The following is a 14,093-nucleotide window of genomic DNA, read 5'->3' on the forward strand; positions in this document are numbered from 1 at the left end:
ACGCCCACCGTCAGGAAGGGGGCCGCTCGCGTGAGTGTGCTCGACGAGATCATCGACGGAGTCCGCGCGGACCTCGCCGAGCGGCAGGCGCGCGTCGGCCTCGACGAGCTCAAGGAGCGCGCGGCGAAGGCCCCGGCGGCCAAGGACGGGGCCGCGGCGCTCCGCGGCGACGGCGTCAAGGTGATCTGCGAGGTCAAGCGCTCCAGCCCGTCCAAGGGCGCGCTGGCCGCGATCGCCGACCCGGCGGGACTGGCGGCGGACTACGAGGCCGGCGGCGCCGCCGTGATCTCCGTCCTCACCGAACAGCGCCGCTTCGGCGGCTCCCTCGCCGACCTGGAGGCCGTCCGCGCCCGGGTCGACATCCCCGTCCTGCGCAAGGACTTCATCGTCACCTCCTACCAGCTGTGGGAGGCCCGGGCGCACGGCGCCGACCTCGCCCTGCTGATCGTCGCGGCGCTGGAGCAGCCGGCGCTGGAGTCGCTGATCGAGCGCGCCGAGTCCATCGGGCTCACCCCGCTCGTCGAGGTGCACGACGAGGAGGAGGTCGAGCGGGCGGTGGACGCGGGCGCCAAGGTCATCGGCGTCAACGCGCGCAACCTGAAGACCCTGGAGGTCGACCGCTCCACGTTCGAGCGGATCGCCCCCGAGATCCCCGCGCACCTCGTCAAGGTCGCCGAGTCCGGCGTCCGCGGCCCGCACGACCTGATCGCGTACGCCAACGCGGGCGCCGACGCGGTGCTCGTCGGCGAGTCCCTGGTCACCGGCCGCGACCCGAGGACGGCCGTGTCGGACCTGGTCGCCGCGGGGGAGCATCCCGCGCTGCGGCAGGGCAGGGACTGACCCCGCGATGACGGTCCGCCGCGTCCGCCTCAGGCGCCGGGTGAGCAGCCGCTCCTCCGGCGCCGCCGGCTGCGCGCGGACCGTCGCGGCGGACCCGTACGCCCGTCTCGCCCGCGGCTGCCGTCCGCGCGGCTGCCGGGCGCCCGCGCGGCGCGTGCACGGACGCCGCGTGCGCTACGTCATCGGCGACGAGCCGGGCCAGGTGAACGGGATGCGATGGCCCGGGCTCGCGCGCGCGATCACTCCGCGGGTGGGCTGAGCCGACGGAGCGGCCGCACGGCCGCACCGCCGGGCGGTGGACCGGTGCCGGTCGTTCCGCACGGCCGGTCCGGGCCGCCGGCGCTCCTCACCGTTGCGGCGCGACCGAACCGGCGGCCGGAACGACAATGGCGGGTCCGGGGGCCGGCCGCGGGCCCGAATGCTTGCCGCGGCCACGGAGACCGGCGTTCCGGCGTGGGTACCGTCCCGGCGGGCCACGGCCCGGCGTGGGTGCCGACCCGGCGGGGCCGCCGCCCGGCAGGGGCCCGGCCCAGCGGGTCAGGTCCGGCGTCGGCGCCACCTCGCCGAAGCGGCGCCGTACGCCGACCGCGATCGTGTGCCCGTGGGCTCCGTGCCCCGGCGGCGCCGTCGCCCACCCCGCGCGTGTGACCACAGTGCTTACTGTCCGACGCACACCGTCCGACGGTCCCTGTCCGACGTTCGACCGGGGCCCACGCCCCTGTGAGGTAACCGCATGTCAAGCGAGTTCTTCATTCCCGACCCCGATGGCCGGGTGCCCAGCGCCGAGGGCTACTTCGGCGCCTACGGCGGCAAGTTCATCCCGGAGGCCCTCGTCGCCGCCGTGGACGAGGTCGCCGCGGAGTACGACAAGGCCAAGGCCGACCCGGAGTTCGCCCGCGAGCTCGACGACCTGCTCGTGAACTACACCGGGCGGCCCAGCGCGCTCACCGAGGTGCCGCGGTTCGCCGGGCACGCCGGGGGCGCCCGGGTGTTCCTCAAGCGCGAGGACCTCAACCACACCGGATCCCACAAGATCAACAACGTGCTGGGCCAGGCCCTGCTCACCAAGCGCATGGGCAAGACCCGCGTCATCGCGGAGACCGGCGCCGGCCAGCACGGCGTCGCGACCGCCACCGCCTGCGCGCTCTTCGGCCTCGACTGCACCATCTACATGGGCGAGATCGACACCCAGCGCCAGGCCCTCAACGTGGCGCGCATGCGCATGCTCGGCGCCGAGGTCATCGCCGTGAAGTCCGGCAGCCGCACCCTGAAGGACGCCATCAACGAGGCGTTCCGCGACTGGGTCGCCAACGTGGACCGCACCCACTACCTCTTCGGCACCGTCGCCGGACCGCACCCCTTCCCCGCCATGGTCCGCGACTTCCACCGCGTCATCGGCGTCGAGGCCCGCCGCCAGCTCCTGGAGCGCGCCGGACGGCTGCCCGACGCCGCCGTCGCCTGCGTGGGCGGCGGCTCCAACGCGATCGGTCTCTTCCACGCGTTCGTCCCCGACACCTCCGTACGCCTCATCGGCTGCGAACCCGCCGGGCACGGCGTGGAGACCGGCGAGCACGCGGCCACCCTCACCGCGGGCGAGCCCGGCATCCTGCACGGCTCGCGGTCGTACGTCCTCCAGGACGACGAGGGGCAGATCACCGAGCCGTACTCCATCTCGGCCGGCCTGGACTACCCGGGCATCGGCCCCGAGCACGCCCACCTCAAGGACAGCGGCCGCGCCGAGTACCGCGCGGTCACCGACGACGCCGCGATGCAGGCACTGCGCCTGCTGTCGCGCACCGAGGGCATCATCCCGGCCATCGAGAGCGCCCACGCCCTCGCCGGTGCCCTGGAGGTCGGCAAGGAGCTGGGCCCGGACGGCCTGATCGTCGTCAACCTGTCCGGGCGCGGCGACAAGGACATGGACACGGCGGCCCGCTACTTCGGGCTGTACGACACCGACGCCGCCGTCGCGGCGGACGAGGCCGGAGAGGCCGCGGAGATCGAGGGGGACGCCAAGTGAGCGGCAACGTGCAGCTGTTGAACGACACCCTGGCCGCCGCGAAGGCCGAGGGACGGTCCGCCCTCATCGCCTACCTGCCCGCCGGGTTCCCGACCGTCGACGGCGGCATCGACGCGATCAAGGCCGTCTTCGACGGCGGCGCCGACGTCGTCGAGGTCGGCCTGCCGCACAGCGACCCCGTGCTCGACGGGCCCGTCATCCAGACCGCCGACGACATCGCCCTGCGCGGCGGCGTCAGGATCGCGGACGTGATGCGCACGGTCCGCGAGGCCCACGAGGCCACCGGCAAGCCCGTCCTCGTCATGACGTACTGGAACCCCATCGACCGCTACGGCGTCGAGCGCTTCACCGCCGAGCTGGCCGAGGCGGGCGGCGCGGGCTGCATCCTGCCCGACCTGCCCGTGCAGGAGTCGGCGCTGTGGCGGGAGCACGCCGACAAGCAGGGCCTCGCCACCGTCTTCGTCGTCGCGCCCAGCAGCAGGGACGCCCGGCTCGCCGAGATCACCGCGGCGGGCTCCGGCTTCGTGTACGCGGCCTCCCTGATGGGCGTCACCGGCACCCGCGAGTCGGTGGGCGGACAGGCCAAGGAGCTGGTGCGGCGCACCCGCGCCACCACCGACCTGCCCGTCTGCGTCGGCCTCGGCGTCTCGAACGCCGCCCAGGCCGCCGAGGTCGCCGGGTTCGCCGACGGCGTGATCGTCGGTTCGGCGTTCGTGAAGCGGATGCTGGACGCGCCGGACGAGGCGGCGGGCCTCGCGGCCGTACGGGCGCTGGCGGGCGAGCTCGCGAAGGGCGTCCGCGGGACGGTCTGACACCGGTCACCCGCTCACTCGAACGGGTGGACCTGGCACCGGGGAGGCGCGCTGCGCCTCCCCGGTTCGTTCTGCCGGACGTGAGCGAGAAGAACCCTGAGAGGAAGCGCACCGCCCGGGAGCGGCTGGCGGCGGAGCGAGCGAAGCAGCAGGCCGCGGAGAAGCGCCGGCGCGCCCTGATCGTGGGTGCGACGGCGCTCGGCGTCCTGGGGCTGACCGCGGCGGTCGGCGTGATCGCGGCGAACGCCGGCAAGGACGGCGGCGCGGCGTCCGGGCCGGTCGCTGCCCCCGCCCGGACCGGCGGCGCGGACGGACTCGCGATCCCCGTCGGCGAGGACGGCGCCAAGGCCACCCTCACGGTGTGGGAGGACTTCCGCTGCCCGGCGTGCAAGTCCTTCGAGGACGTCTACCGCCCGACGATCCACGAGCTGACGGACTCCGGGAAACTCAAGGTCGAGTACCGCCTGGTGACGCTCATCGACGGCAACATGGGCGGCAGCGGCTCCCGCAAGGCGGCGGGCGCCGCCGCGTGCGCCCAGGACGCGGGCAGGTTCCGGGACTACCACGACGTGCTCTACCGCAACCAGCCCAGGGAGGCGGACGACGCCTTCGCCAGGACCAGCAGGCTCGTCGAGCTGGCGGGCCGGGTCGACGGACTGGACACCGAGTCCTTCCGCCGTTGCGTCCGCAGCGGCGCGCGCGAGGGCTGGGTCGCGAAGTCGAACGCGGCCTTCGAGAAGGGCGACTTCCCCGGCACCCCGACGGTCCTCCTCGGCGGGACGAACATCTCCGCGGACCGGTCGATGAGCCCGGCGAAGCTGAAGCGGATGGTGGAGGCGGCGAACAAGGCCTGAGACCCGTGTGCCGCCCGGGCCGCGGGACACCGGACGTGGCGTTATGGAGCCGTAGCCGGGGGGATTGCCGCCGTGCCCGCCCGGCACGGTAGCGTCGTCCTTGCCATGGACCTTGTTGAGCTTGCCTCCATCCCGAGCCCGTCGAGCGGTGTGCTGAATCTGGGCCCCGTTCCGCTGCGCGGCTACGCGTTCTGCATCATCATCGGCGTCTTCGTGGCCGTCTGGCTCGGCAACAAGCGCTGGATCGCCCGCGGCGGGCAGTCCGGCACGGTGGCCGACATCGCGGTCTGGGCCGTGCCGTTCGGCCTCGTCGGCGGCCGGCTGTACCACGTCGTCACGGACTACGAGCTGTACTTCAGCGAGGGCCGTGACTGGGTGGACGCCTTCAAGGTCTGGGAGGGCGGCCTCGGCATCTGGGGCGCCATCGCGCTCGGGGCGGTCGGCGCGTGGATCGGCGCCCGCCGCCGCGGCATCCCGCTCCCCGCGTACGCCGACGCCGTCGCCCCCGGCATCGCCCTTGCCCAGGCGATCGGGCGCTGGGGCAACTGGTTCAACCAGGAGCTGTACGGACGGCCCACCGATCTGCCGTGGGCGGTGGAGATCACCTCCTCCACGGGCGGCCGGGTGCCGGGCACGTACCACCCGACGTTCCTGTACGAGTCCCTGTGGTGCATCGGCGTCGCGCTGCTCGTCATCTGGGCGGACCGCCGCTTCCGGCTGGGCCACGGCCGGGCGTTCGCCCTGTACGTCGCGGCCTACTGCGCGGGCCGCTTCTGGATCGAGTACATGCGCGTCGACGACGCCCACCACATCCTCGGCCTCCGCCTGAACAACTGGACGGCGATCTTCGTCTTCCTGCTCGCCGTGCTCTACATCGTGCTGTCGGCACGGAAGCGGCCCGGCCGCGAGGAGGTCGTCGAACCGGCTGCCGCCGGTGCCTCCGGCGACGGCGCCGCCGACGACGAGGCCGGGAAGGACGGGGCTCCGGCGAACCCGGAGAAGAAGGCGGCCGACGCAAAGCCCGTGGAGCCAGTGGAGCCCGTGAAGCCCGGAGAAGCGAGGTCCGAGTCGGCCGAGAAGAGCTGAGCCGACGGGCGGTCCGCAGGGACACCAAAGGGCGCCGTGCCTCGTGCACGGCGCCCTTGCGCGTACGGTTCACCTGCCGCGGCGGGCCAGTGACAGGGTGCGGTGGGCCGCGGCCACCACCGCCGTGTCGACGAACCGGCCGTCCGCCAGGGCCTGGGCGCCCGGTTCGACGGCGGCGGCCCGCACCACCTCCTCCGCCCGGTCGATCTCCCGAGCGGTCGGCAGGTACGCCTCCTCGATCACCGGAAGCTGCCGGGGATGGAGGGCGGCGCGGCCCAGGAACCCCAGGTCACGGCCGTGGACGCAGGAACGGGCCAGGCCGTCCAGGTCCCTGGTGTCGGGGTGCACCGACTGGACCGGCGGCGGCAGGGACGCCGCGCGGGAGGCCACGACGACACGGGAACGGGGCCAGTCGAGGCCCGCGTCGGCCCGTACGCCCAGGTCCGCGCGGAGATCCGCCTCACCGAGCGCGATGCCCCTCAGCGCCGGATGGGAGGTGGCGATCGCGTGGGCCCGCTCGACACCGAGGGCCGTCTCCAGGAGCGCGTACAGGTGAACGGGCGCGGACCGCTCCGCAACGGCCACGACCTCCGCGGCGGACGTCACCTTGGGCAGCCGCAGGGCCGACAGGCCGGGCAGGGGGGCCAGCGCCGCGAGGTCCGCGTCCGCGAGCGGGGTGCGCGGGGCGTTCATCCGGACGTGGACCGGGACCGGGGGCGGTTCGGCGAGGAGCTCCGCCGTGGCCGCGCGGGCGTACTCCTTGCGGTGCGGGGCCACGGCGTCCTCCAGGTCCACGATGACCACATCGGCACCACAGGCGAGGGCCTTGGCCACCACCTCCGGGCGGTCCCCGGGGACGTACAGCCAGGTCAAGAAGGTCACAGGGCGCCCTCCGCGCGCAGGTCCGCGATCTCCGCCTCCGTCAGGCCCAGCTCGGCCAGCACCGCGTCCGTGTCCGCGCCGTGCGGCCGGCCCGCCCAGCGGATCGCGCCGGGCGTGGCGGACAGCCGGAAGAGCACGTTCTGCATGCGCAGGGGGCCGAGTTCGGGATCGTCGACGGTGGTGATCGTGTCGAGCGCCCGGTACTGCGGGTCCGCCATCACGTCCCGTACGTCCTGCACGGGCGCCACCGCGGCCTCGGCCTTCTCGAACGCGTCGACCACCTCCTCACGGGTGCGGCGGGCGATCCACGCGCCCACCGCCTCGTCGAGCACGTCCGCGTTGCGGGCGCGGCCCGTGCCCGTCGCGAACCAGGGCTCGGCGATCAGTTCGGGCCGTCCCACCAGCCGCATCACCCGTTCCGCGACGGACTGGGCGGAGGTGGAGACCGCCACCCAGGAGCCGTCCGCGGTGCGGTAGGTGTTGCGGGGCGCGATGTTCGGGGAGCGGTTGCCGGTGCGCGGCTGGACGTACTCCAGCTGGTCGTACCAGAGGGGCTGCGGGCCCAGCGCGGTGAGGATCGGCTCGATCAGCGCCGTGTCGATCACCTGGCCCCGCCCCGTGCGGTCCCGGGCGGCGAGGGCCGTCATCACCGCGTACGCCGTGGTCAGGCCCGCGATCGCGTCGGCGAGGCCGAACGGCGGGAGGACCGGCGGGCCGTCCGGCTCCCCGGTGATCGCGGCGAAGCCGCTCAGGGCCTCGGCGAGGGTGCCGAAGCCGGGGCGGTGCGCGTGCGGGCCGTACTGGCCGAAGCCGGTGATCCGGGCGAGGACCAGACGGGGGTTGGCGGCGGACAGCTCCGGCCAGCCCAGACCCCATTTCTCCAGGGTGCCGGGCCGGAAGTTCTCGACGATCACGTCGGCCGTCCCGGCGAGCCGCAACAGGGTCGTACGGCCGCCCGGCGCCGACAGGTCGAGGGTCGTCGTGCGCTTGTTGCGGCCGAGGAGCTTCCACCACAGGCCCACCCCGTCCTTGGACGGGCCGTGCGAGCGGGACGGGTCGGGCCGGCGGGGATGCTCGATCTTGACGACCTCGGCGCCGAAGTCGCCGAGCAGGGTGGCGGCGAGGGGGCCGGCGAAGAGGGTCGCGAGGTCGAGGACGCGCAGACCGGTCAGCGGGGCGGGCGCGGGCACGGGGTTCGTCATGGCTGGCGGATCTCCCGGAGGGTGAGCTGGGCGAGGGCGTCGAAGCCGATGCCGTCGAAGTCGGCGACGGAGGTGGCGAGCCGGTTCTTCAGGGGCTGGGTCCACCGCTCGTCGAGGGCGGCGGGGGAACCGGCGAGCAGACCGGCGACACTGCCCGCCGCCGCCCCGTTCGAGTCGGTGTCCCAGCCGCCCGAGACGGCCCGGCAGACGGAGCCGGTGAAGTCGCCGTCGGCGTGGGTGAGGGCGGCGGCGATCAGGGCGGTGTTGGGGATCGCGTGCACCCAGTGGTGGCCGGCGTGGGCGGCGTGCAGCACGTCGACGACCGTGTCGAAGTCCCGGTGCTCCCCGGCCAGTCCGACGGCGTGCCGCACCGCCCGGGCCAGCCGGGAGCCCGCCGGGACGACCCGCAGGCCGGTGCCCAGGCAGTGGTGCACGTCGTGGGCGCCGCCGGCGGCCTCGGCGATGACGGCCGCCATGAACATCGCCGCGTACACGCCGTTCGCCGTGTGGGTGAGGACGGCGTCCCGGTGCGCCTGTTCCGCCGCGGCCGCGGGGTCACCGGGGTTCGTCCAGCCGTGCACGTCGGCGCGGATCAGGGCGCCGATCCACTCACGGAACGGGTTGCGGTGGCGGGCCGTGCGCGGCGGCGTGATGCCGGAGAGCAGGTTGCGGTAGGCGACGCGCTCGGCGGTGAAGGTGCGGCCCGCGGGCAGTTCGTCGAGCCAGACGCGGGCCACGTCGTCGGTGGTGAAGCCGGGGCCGTGGCGTTGCAGCAACAGGAGGTTCAGCAGGGGGTAGTTGAGGTCGTCGTCCTCCGGCATGCCGTCGATGTTCTCGGCGAGGCAGCCGGCGGCCGAGCGCCGGTTCCAGGGATACGCCGCCGCGAGGTCCGTGGGAAGGCCGCGCCCGGTGAACCAGGTCCGCAGGGGCCAGTTGCCGGTGGCCCGGGCGAGCCGGCGGATGCCCTCCAGGGGCAGCTTCTCGACGGGCTTGCCGAGGAGGCAGCCGACGGCGCGCCCGAGCCAGGCGGCCTCCAGCGCCTCCGGAGAAGGAGCGGACGACGGAGCCGCCGCGGACGGGTCACGGGCCGGCCACTGCGGGCACAGGGCCCTGATCGCCGCGGGCTCCGTCGGTTCCCGTTCGCTCAGCGCGCTGGGCAGGTCCGCCAGTTCGTCCAGCAGGTCCTCGGCGAGCAGCCGCAGGTACGGCGACACGGTCTGCGGCGAGGCGCCCGCGCGTTCGGGGGCCGCCGGGCCGCCCGCCGCGGCCCACCGCGCGGCGATCGCCGACGGTTCGCGGCCGTCCAGGGCCGCCTGCCGCAGCTCGTGACCGAGGAGGTCCTCCGGCTGCACCCAGGTCAGTCGGAGGCCGGTCACCGCGGGCCCGCCAGCGTTGCGAAGGCCGTCTCGTGGGCGCGGCGGCGGACCACGTCCCGGGCGTGGATCTCGCGGGCGACCCCGGTGAGGACCGCGGCCGGGGCGCGCAGGTCGAGCCGGCTGGCCGCCGCGACCCGCTCCGCCCAGCCGGACGGCACCCCGGAGCCGAGCGCGCCCGCGAGGGCGCCCGCCATGGTGGCGATCGAGTCGCAGTCGCGCCCGTAGTTCACCGCGCCGAGCACGGCGTGCCGGTACTCGCCGCCCGCCACCACCAGCATGCCGAGCGCGACGGGCAGCTCCTCGATCGCGTGCACCCGGGAGGGACGGCGGGCGCCCAGCGACGGGGCCCGGTAGTCGGCGCCCACCGTGTCGTACGGGGCCACCGCCTCGCGCAGCGGCCGCAGCGCCGACTCGACGTCCGTGCAGCGGGCGGCCGTCTCGCAGACCGACTCGATCGCGGCGCGCGTCCCGTCCTTGGCGAGGGCGAGACAGGTCGCGACCACCGAGTCCGGGGTGGCCCCCGGCGCGCACGCCGCCGCCACGGCCGCCGCGAACACCCCGGCGGCCTCCCTGCCGTACGACGACTGATGGGCGCCGGCGATGTCGAGGGCCTCGGCGTACGCGCCCTCCGGGTTCGCCGCGTTGACCAGGCCGACGGGGGCCATGTACATCGCGGCACCGCAGTTCACGACATTGCCGACGCCCGCCTCGCGGGGGTCGACGTGACCGTAGTGCAGCCGTGTCACCAGCCACTTCTCGGCGAGGAAGATCCGCTGCAACGGCAGCGCCTCCGCCTCCAGCTCGGGGATCCAGCGCGGCGTCGTCATCAGGTCGGGAACCAGGTGCCCGGCGACGGCGTACGCGTCGAGGTGGTCGCGGACCGTGGCGTACACGCGGATCAGCGCGTGGGTCATCAAGGTGTCGTCGGTGACGTGCCCGTCGCCCTTGTGGTACGGGGCGAGGGGGCGGGCGGTGCGCCACTCGTCGCCGTGCCAGGGGCCGACGACGCCGGTGATCCGGCCGCCGTGGCGTGCGGCGATCTGCTCGGGGGAGTAGCCCTCGACGGGGCCGCCGAGAGCGTCGCCGACCGCGGCGCCGACCAGGGCACCGGTGATCCGCTCCGCCAGCGTGGGGTTCTCCGGCGCCTCTCCCCGGACTTCCCCTGCTTCCCCCGCTCCCTCTGCTTCCCCTGCTCCCTCTGCTTCTCGTGCTTCTCCTGCTTCTTCGACTTCTTCCATTTCTTGCGGATCTTCCGGAGTCTCCAGAGTGTCAGTCATGTCCGGAATCATTCACCTGGGGGGACTCCGGGAGGGGCAGTTCCGCCGCAGTGAGCAGTTCGGCGAGGTGTACGAGATCCGTGCCGGTGAGGCGGGGCAGGGCGCAGCCCGACAGGACGCGGCAGGCGTCCCGCCAGGGGGCGGGGACGGCGGCGCCCCCGCCGAGCGCCCCGGTCAGGGCGCCGGTGAGGGCCGGCGCGGAGTCGGCGACCCGGGACAGACAGACGGCGGCGGGCACGGCCTCGGCGATCCGGCCGCGCGCGGCGGTGGCCAGGGCGAGCGCCACGGGCACGGTCTCGGCGGCCGCGATGCCGTAGCTGTAGACGTGGTCGACGATCTGGTGCTCCAGCAGGGGTACGAGGGCGAAGGCGCTGGAGGTACCGCCCTCCCCGTGGGTGCGGGCGAGGGCCAGCGCGTGCCGGGCGTTGCGGCCGATCTCCGTCTCCCCGGGGAGTTCGGCGAGTGCGGCGGCGGTGCACGCGTCCACGTCGGCGCCGGTCAGGGCGAGCGCGAGGGCGGCGGCCATGGCGCGGGCGCCGTGCACGCCGTCGCCGTCCTGCGTGTACCGGGCGTCGAACTCGGCGAGCGCGGCGGCGCGTCCGGGGTCGCCGGGGTGCGCGACGGCGAGCACGCAGGCCCGTACGCAGGCCGCGTCGTCGAAGTGGTGCGGGTTGTCGTGGCCCGTGGCGGGCGGGCGCAGCCCGGTGGCGAGGTTGCCGAGCCCGGCCCGTACGGAGATGCGGGCGCGCAGCGGTGGCACGGCGGGGTCGCTCTCGGGCGCCCGTTCGGCGGGCACGGCGACCTCACGCGCCAGGGCGTGCCACGACCGGTCGAGCGCGGCCCGCACGCGGCAGGTCCCGCCGCTGCCGCCGGGCGCGCCGCCGTCCGCGGCCCGCAGCACGGCCTGTGCCGTGAGCGCCGCCCACTCCGCGTCGTCGGAGGGGCCGAGCATGAGCGGCTCCGGAGGCTGGTTGAGGGCGATGGGCACGGGGAGGGTGGTGGTCGCGTTCCGCTCGGCGAACGTGTCCAGTTCGCGGGTGAGGCGCCGGGTCCACCGGGGCATCCGGGCCGCCCGGTGCCGGGCGGCGGGCCAGCCGGCGGCGTCCCCGGCGGCGAGACCGAGGAGGAGTCCCTCGACCCGGCGGCCGGCCGCGCCGTCGCCGGTGGCCGTGGCGGGCTGCCCGTCGGCGACGATCCCCGTACGGTTTCCGCGGGCCGCCCTCATGGCCGTACCCCTTCGTTGTCCGCGGCCGGGAGGTACGCGTCGGCATCCGGTGCCGGGACGGTGTCCGTCGGGGGGCGGGGCGGCGAGGCCGGGGTGTGGCGGACGGTCTCCTCGGGTACGAGCAGGTCCGCGACGTCCAGTACGTGGTGGCCCGCCATCGAGGGCAGGCAGGTGCCGCGGGCCGGCCCGATCGCCGACGCCCACTTCGGCGGGACGGACGAGACGCCCCGCGAGGCGCCGGCCAGCGCACCCGCCACGGCCGCCGTCGTGTCCGCGTCGCGCCCCATGTTCACGGCCGTGAGCACGGAGTCCACGAAGTCGCCGTCGGCCGCCGCGTACGCGCCGAAGGCCAGGGCCACGGCCTCCGGTGCGAGATCCGCCCACGGATAGCCGCCGATCACCACGGCGGAACGGACGGCGCGTTCCCCTCGGTGGGCGACCGCCACGGCGCGGCGCAGCGAGCGGGCCGTCCACGAGTCGTCCGGGACCACCGCCAGGGCCGAGGCGACCACCGCGGCCGTCGGGGCGCCCGTCATCGCCGTGGCCACCCCCGCCGCCACCGCCCGCCCGCCGTGGATGCCCTCGCCGTCGTGGCTGACCGCGCCGTCGACGGCCACCAGGCGGGCCGCCTCCGCGGGCCGGCCCGCCGCGAACACCCCGAACGGCGCCGCCCGTATGGCCAGGCCGTCGCTCCACGCGTGCCGGTGCTGCGCCGAGGCCGGTGCCGCAAGGCCCCGGCGCAGGTTCTCCAGCGTGCCGCGCTCGCTGAATCCCGCGCCCCGGAACGCGCCCTCGTCCAGGTCGGCGATGTACTCGTGCCAGGCCGCCTCGGCATGGGCGACGGTGAGCGCCGAACCGTGCCGGGCCAGCAGCAGCCCCGAGAAGATCGCGTACTCGGTGTCGTCCGTGCCGCACGGGTGCTCGGCGACGAAGCCCGTGATCCGGCCCCAGCGCGCCCGGATCCGGGACGGTTTCATGTTCTCGGCGGGCGCGCCGAGGGCGTCCCCGACCGCGAGTCCGAGCAGCGCGCCGCGCGCCCGCTCACGGAGCCCGGTGGGGCCCTCGGCCGCCGGGAGCGGAAGCGGGCACGGGGCCGTGACCGGAACGGGGACCGGGTTCGGTACCGGGGCCGGGAGCGGGGGAGTGCCGGCGATGAAAGCCATGCGATGCCTTGCCTCTCTGCGAGCGACGAGCCGGTCGAGTCCCACGGACGGTCTCCCGCGGGGAGGTTGATCGGCTCATCGGATCTTTGCCACACCACCCACCCGGTCGGCCCCCTGCAACCGCCGGTATTCACTCGGTCGACACCGGCCGCGGACCTGTGTGCGAAAGGGCGCGCGACGGCTCTCGCCGCCGCGGCGGCACCTGCCGGGCTCCGCCCGCGGGCCCCTTCGGCGGGACAGAACCGCAGGTAAGCACGGCCTTCCTTGCTGGCGGGCGATCTCCGCGAGGCGTATCTTCGAATGCGTCGGAGTTTGGAATCAGTCCAAACCGAGTCCGAGTCAAGTCCGGATCGAGGCGGGCGGAGGTCCTCCCATGGCCATCATCGAAACCGAGGCGCCCCTGCACGAGGCGCACCGCGACAACCACACGCACCGGGACGTCAACGGCGGCTGGCTGCGCCCCGCCGTCTTCGGCGCCATGGACGGGCTGGTCTCCAACCTGGCCCTGATGACGGGTGTCGCGGGCGGTTCGGCGAGCCGGGAGGCCGTGGTCGTCGCGGGTCTCGCCGGACTGGCCGCCGGTGCCTTCTCCATGGCCGCCGGCGAGTACACCTCGGTGGCCTCCCAGCGCGAACTCGTCGAGGCGGAACTCGACGTCGAGCGCGCGGAGCTGCGCAAGCATCCGGTGGACGAGGAGCGCGAGCTGGCCGCGCTGTACGAGGCCCGGGGCGTCGAGCCCGGCCTCGCCCGTGAGGTCGCCCGGCAGCTCTCGCGCGACCCCGAGCAGGCACTGGAGATCCACGCGCGGGAGGAGCTGGGCATCGACCCCGGTGACCTGCCCTCGCCCGTCGTGGCCGCCGTCTCCTCCTTCGGCTCCTTCGCCCTCGGTGCCCTGCTGCCCGTCCTGCCGTACCTGCTCGGTGCCACCGCGCTGTGGCCCGCCGTGCTCCTCGCCCTCGCCGGACTCTTCGGCTGCGGTGCGGTGGTGGCCAAGGTGACGGCACGGTCCTGGTGGTACAGCGGGCTGCGGCAGTTGGCTCTGGGTGGTGCGGCCGCTGCTGTGACGTATGCCCTGGGCAACCTGTTCGGTGCGGCCGTATAGTGAATCGACCGGCTACCTATGCGAGGGACCGCATAAGTAGCCGTGGTCGCACTCATTACCAGCTGGTTTCAACTGATTGACGGCTGGGCATGAGCCGTAAGCGCTTCGGGCAACGACGCCCTCGCGCACCCTCGCGGAGAGCGACGAAGCCCCCCGCGACCAGGGCCGACGGGCACGGATCTGCCCGGTCGGCAGCCTTCACTCCGCCGCCGTGCGAGGCATCCGCACCCCGCACCCGAGGCGTCCGCATGACG

The 14,093-nt window shown here is 74.9% G+C and carries 13 protein-coding genes; 7 read left to right on the forward strand and 6 right to left on the reverse strand.

Translation table 11 applies throughout. From position 1 onward, the window contains the following. Nucleotides 1-30: 30 nt before the first annotated feature. The 6 genes from trpC (at nucleotide 31) to lgt (ending at nucleotide 5,612) form a co-directional block, all read left to right on the forward strand. The gene (trpC, locus tag IEZ04_RS20495; RefSeq protein ID WP_189218374.1) at nucleotides 31-840 is read left to right on the forward strand and encodes an indole-3-glycerol phosphate synthase TrpC; all 810 of its coding nucleotides are present in this window, start codon (nucleotides 31-33) and stop codon (nucleotides 838-840) included. A gap of 7 nt (nucleotides 841-847) precedes the next feature. Further along, nucleotides 848-1,099, forward strand: a complete 252-nt coding sequence (trpM, locus tag IEZ04_RS20500) for a tryptophan biosynthesis modulator TrpM (protein ID WP_229821141.1) — start codon at nucleotides 848-850, stop codon at nucleotides 1,097-1,099. A 474-nt stretch (nucleotides 1,100-1,573) separates the two neighbouring features. After that, a complete protein-coding gene (gene trpB, locus IEZ04_RS20505) occupies nucleotides 1,574-2,860 on the forward strand; it encodes a tryptophan synthase subunit beta (RefSeq protein ID WP_189218375.1) in 1,287 nt (428 codons plus the stop codon). Next, the gene (trpA, locus tag IEZ04_RS20510) at nucleotides 2,857-3,672 is read left to right on the forward strand and encodes a tryptophan synthase subunit alpha (protein WP_189218376.1); all 816 of its coding nucleotides are present in this window, start codon (nucleotides 2,857-2,859) and stop codon (nucleotides 3,670-3,672) included. Before trpB ends, trpA begins: the two co-directional genes overlap by 4 nt. Before the next feature lie 80 nt (nucleotides 3,673-3,752). Then, complete coding sequence (locus IEZ04_RS20515) at nucleotides 3,753-4,526, forward strand: DsbA family protein (RefSeq protein ID WP_189218377.1); 774 nt, start codon at nucleotides 3,753-3,755, stop codon at nucleotides 4,524-4,526. Nucleotides 4,527-4,631: 105 nt separating this feature from the next. Next, nucleotides 4,632-5,612 carry a prolipoprotein diacylglyceryl transferase gene (gene lgt, locus IEZ04_RS20520; protein WP_189218378.1) on the forward strand — a complete coding sequence of 327 codons (981 nt, stop codon included), beginning with the start codon at nucleotides 4,632-4,634 and terminating at the stop codon, nucleotides 5,610-5,612. Between the two features lie 69 nt (nucleotides 5,613-5,681). Here the strand turns inward: lgt and IEZ04_RS20525 are convergent, their stop codons facing one another. The 6 genes from IEZ04_RS20525 to IEZ04_RS20550 are packed head-to-tail and all read right to left on the reverse strand — an operon-like array spanning nucleotide 5,682 to nucleotide 12,737. After that, nucleotides 5,682-6,494, reverse strand: coding sequence for an HpcH/HpaI aldolase/citrate lyase family protein (locus tag IEZ04_RS20525; RefSeq protein ID WP_189218379.1), 813 nt, complete (start codon nucleotides 6,492-6,494; stop codon nucleotides 5,682-5,684). After that, entirely contained in the window at nucleotides 6,491-7,696 is a 1,206-nt protein-coding gene (locus IEZ04_RS20530; protein WP_189218380.1) for a CaiB/BaiF CoA transferase family protein, read from the reverse strand. The genes IEZ04_RS20525 and IEZ04_RS20530 overlap by 4 nt, the downstream gene beginning before the upstream one ends. Continuing rightward, nucleotides 7,693-9,072, reverse strand: a complete 1,380-nt coding sequence (locus IEZ04_RS20535) for an ADP-ribosylglycohydrolase family protein (RefSeq protein WP_189218381.1) — start codon at nucleotides 9,070-9,072, stop codon at nucleotides 7,693-7,695. The genes IEZ04_RS20530 and IEZ04_RS20535 overlap by 4 nt, the downstream gene beginning before the upstream one ends. Continuing rightward, complete coding sequence (locus IEZ04_RS20540; protein WP_189218382.1) at nucleotides 9,069-10,310, reverse strand: ADP-ribosylglycohydrolase family protein; 1,242 nt, start codon at nucleotides 10,308-10,310, stop codon at nucleotides 9,069-9,071. The genes IEZ04_RS20535 and IEZ04_RS20540 overlap by 4 nt, the downstream gene beginning before the upstream one ends. A gap of 31 nt (nucleotides 10,311-10,341) precedes the next feature. Beyond that, nucleotides 10,342-11,574: an ADP-ribosylglycohydrolase family protein gene (locus tag IEZ04_RS20545; protein ID WP_189218383.1), complete on the reverse strand. Its 1,233-nt coding sequence runs from the start codon at nucleotides 11,572-11,574 to the stop codon at nucleotides 10,342-10,344. Continuing rightward, the gene (locus tag IEZ04_RS20550) at nucleotides 11,571-12,737 is read right to left on the reverse strand and encodes an ADP-ribosylglycohydrolase family protein (protein ID WP_229821142.1); all 1,167 of its coding nucleotides are present in this window, start codon (nucleotides 12,735-12,737) and stop codon (nucleotides 11,571-11,573) included. The genes IEZ04_RS20545 and IEZ04_RS20550 overlap by 4 nt, the downstream gene beginning before the upstream one ends. Nucleotides 12,738-13,110: 373 nt before the next feature. Here IEZ04_RS20550 and IEZ04_RS20555 point away from each other — a divergent pair, with 373 nt between their 5' ends. Further along, nucleotides 13,111-13,839, forward strand: a complete 729-nt coding sequence (locus IEZ04_RS20555; protein WP_189218384.1) for a VIT1/CCC1 transporter family protein — start codon at nucleotides 13,111-13,113, stop codon at nucleotides 13,837-13,839. Nucleotides 13,840-14,093: the final 254 nt, after the last annotated feature.

It is taken from the genome of Streptomyces ruber, from assembly GCF_014648075.1.
Lineage (GTDB): Bacteria > Actinomycetota > Actinomycetes > Streptomycetales > Streptomycetaceae > Streptomyces > Streptomyces ruber.

Excerpts from the sequence above, each read along its gene's own strand:
- IEZ04_RS20555 (WP_189218384.1), top strand. The coding sequence starts at position 13,111 with ATGGCCATCATCGAAACCGAGGCGCCCCTGCACGAGGCGCACCGCGAC.
- trpM (WP_229821141.1), top strand. The coding sequence starts at position 848 with ATGACGGTCCGCCGCGTCCGCCTCAGGCGCCGGGTGAGCAGCCGCTCC.
- IEZ04_RS20540 (WP_189218382.1), bottom strand. The coding sequence starts at position 10,310 with ATGGAAGAAGTCGAAGAAGCAGGAGAAGCACGAGAAGCAGAGGGAGCA.
- lgt (WP_189218378.1), top strand. The coding sequence starts at position 4,632 with ATGGACCTTGTTGAGCTTGCCTCCATCCCGAGCCCGTCGAGCGGTGTG.
- IEZ04_RS20550 (WP_229821142.1), bottom strand. The coding sequence starts at position 12,737 with ATGGCTTTCATCGCCGGCACTCCCCCGCTCCCGGCCCCGGTACCGAAC.
- trpB (WP_189218375.1), top strand. The coding sequence starts at position 1,574 with ATGTCAAGCGAGTTCTTCATTCCCGACCCCGATGGCCGGGTGCCCAGC.
- IEZ04_RS20530 (WP_189218380.1), bottom strand. The coding sequence starts at position 7,696 with ATGACGAACCCCGTGCCCGCGCCCGCCCCGCTGACCGGTCTGCGCGTC.
- IEZ04_RS20545 (WP_189218383.1), bottom strand. The coding sequence starts at position 11,574 with ATGAGGGCGGCCCGCGGAAACCGTACGGGGATCGTCGCCGACGGGCAG.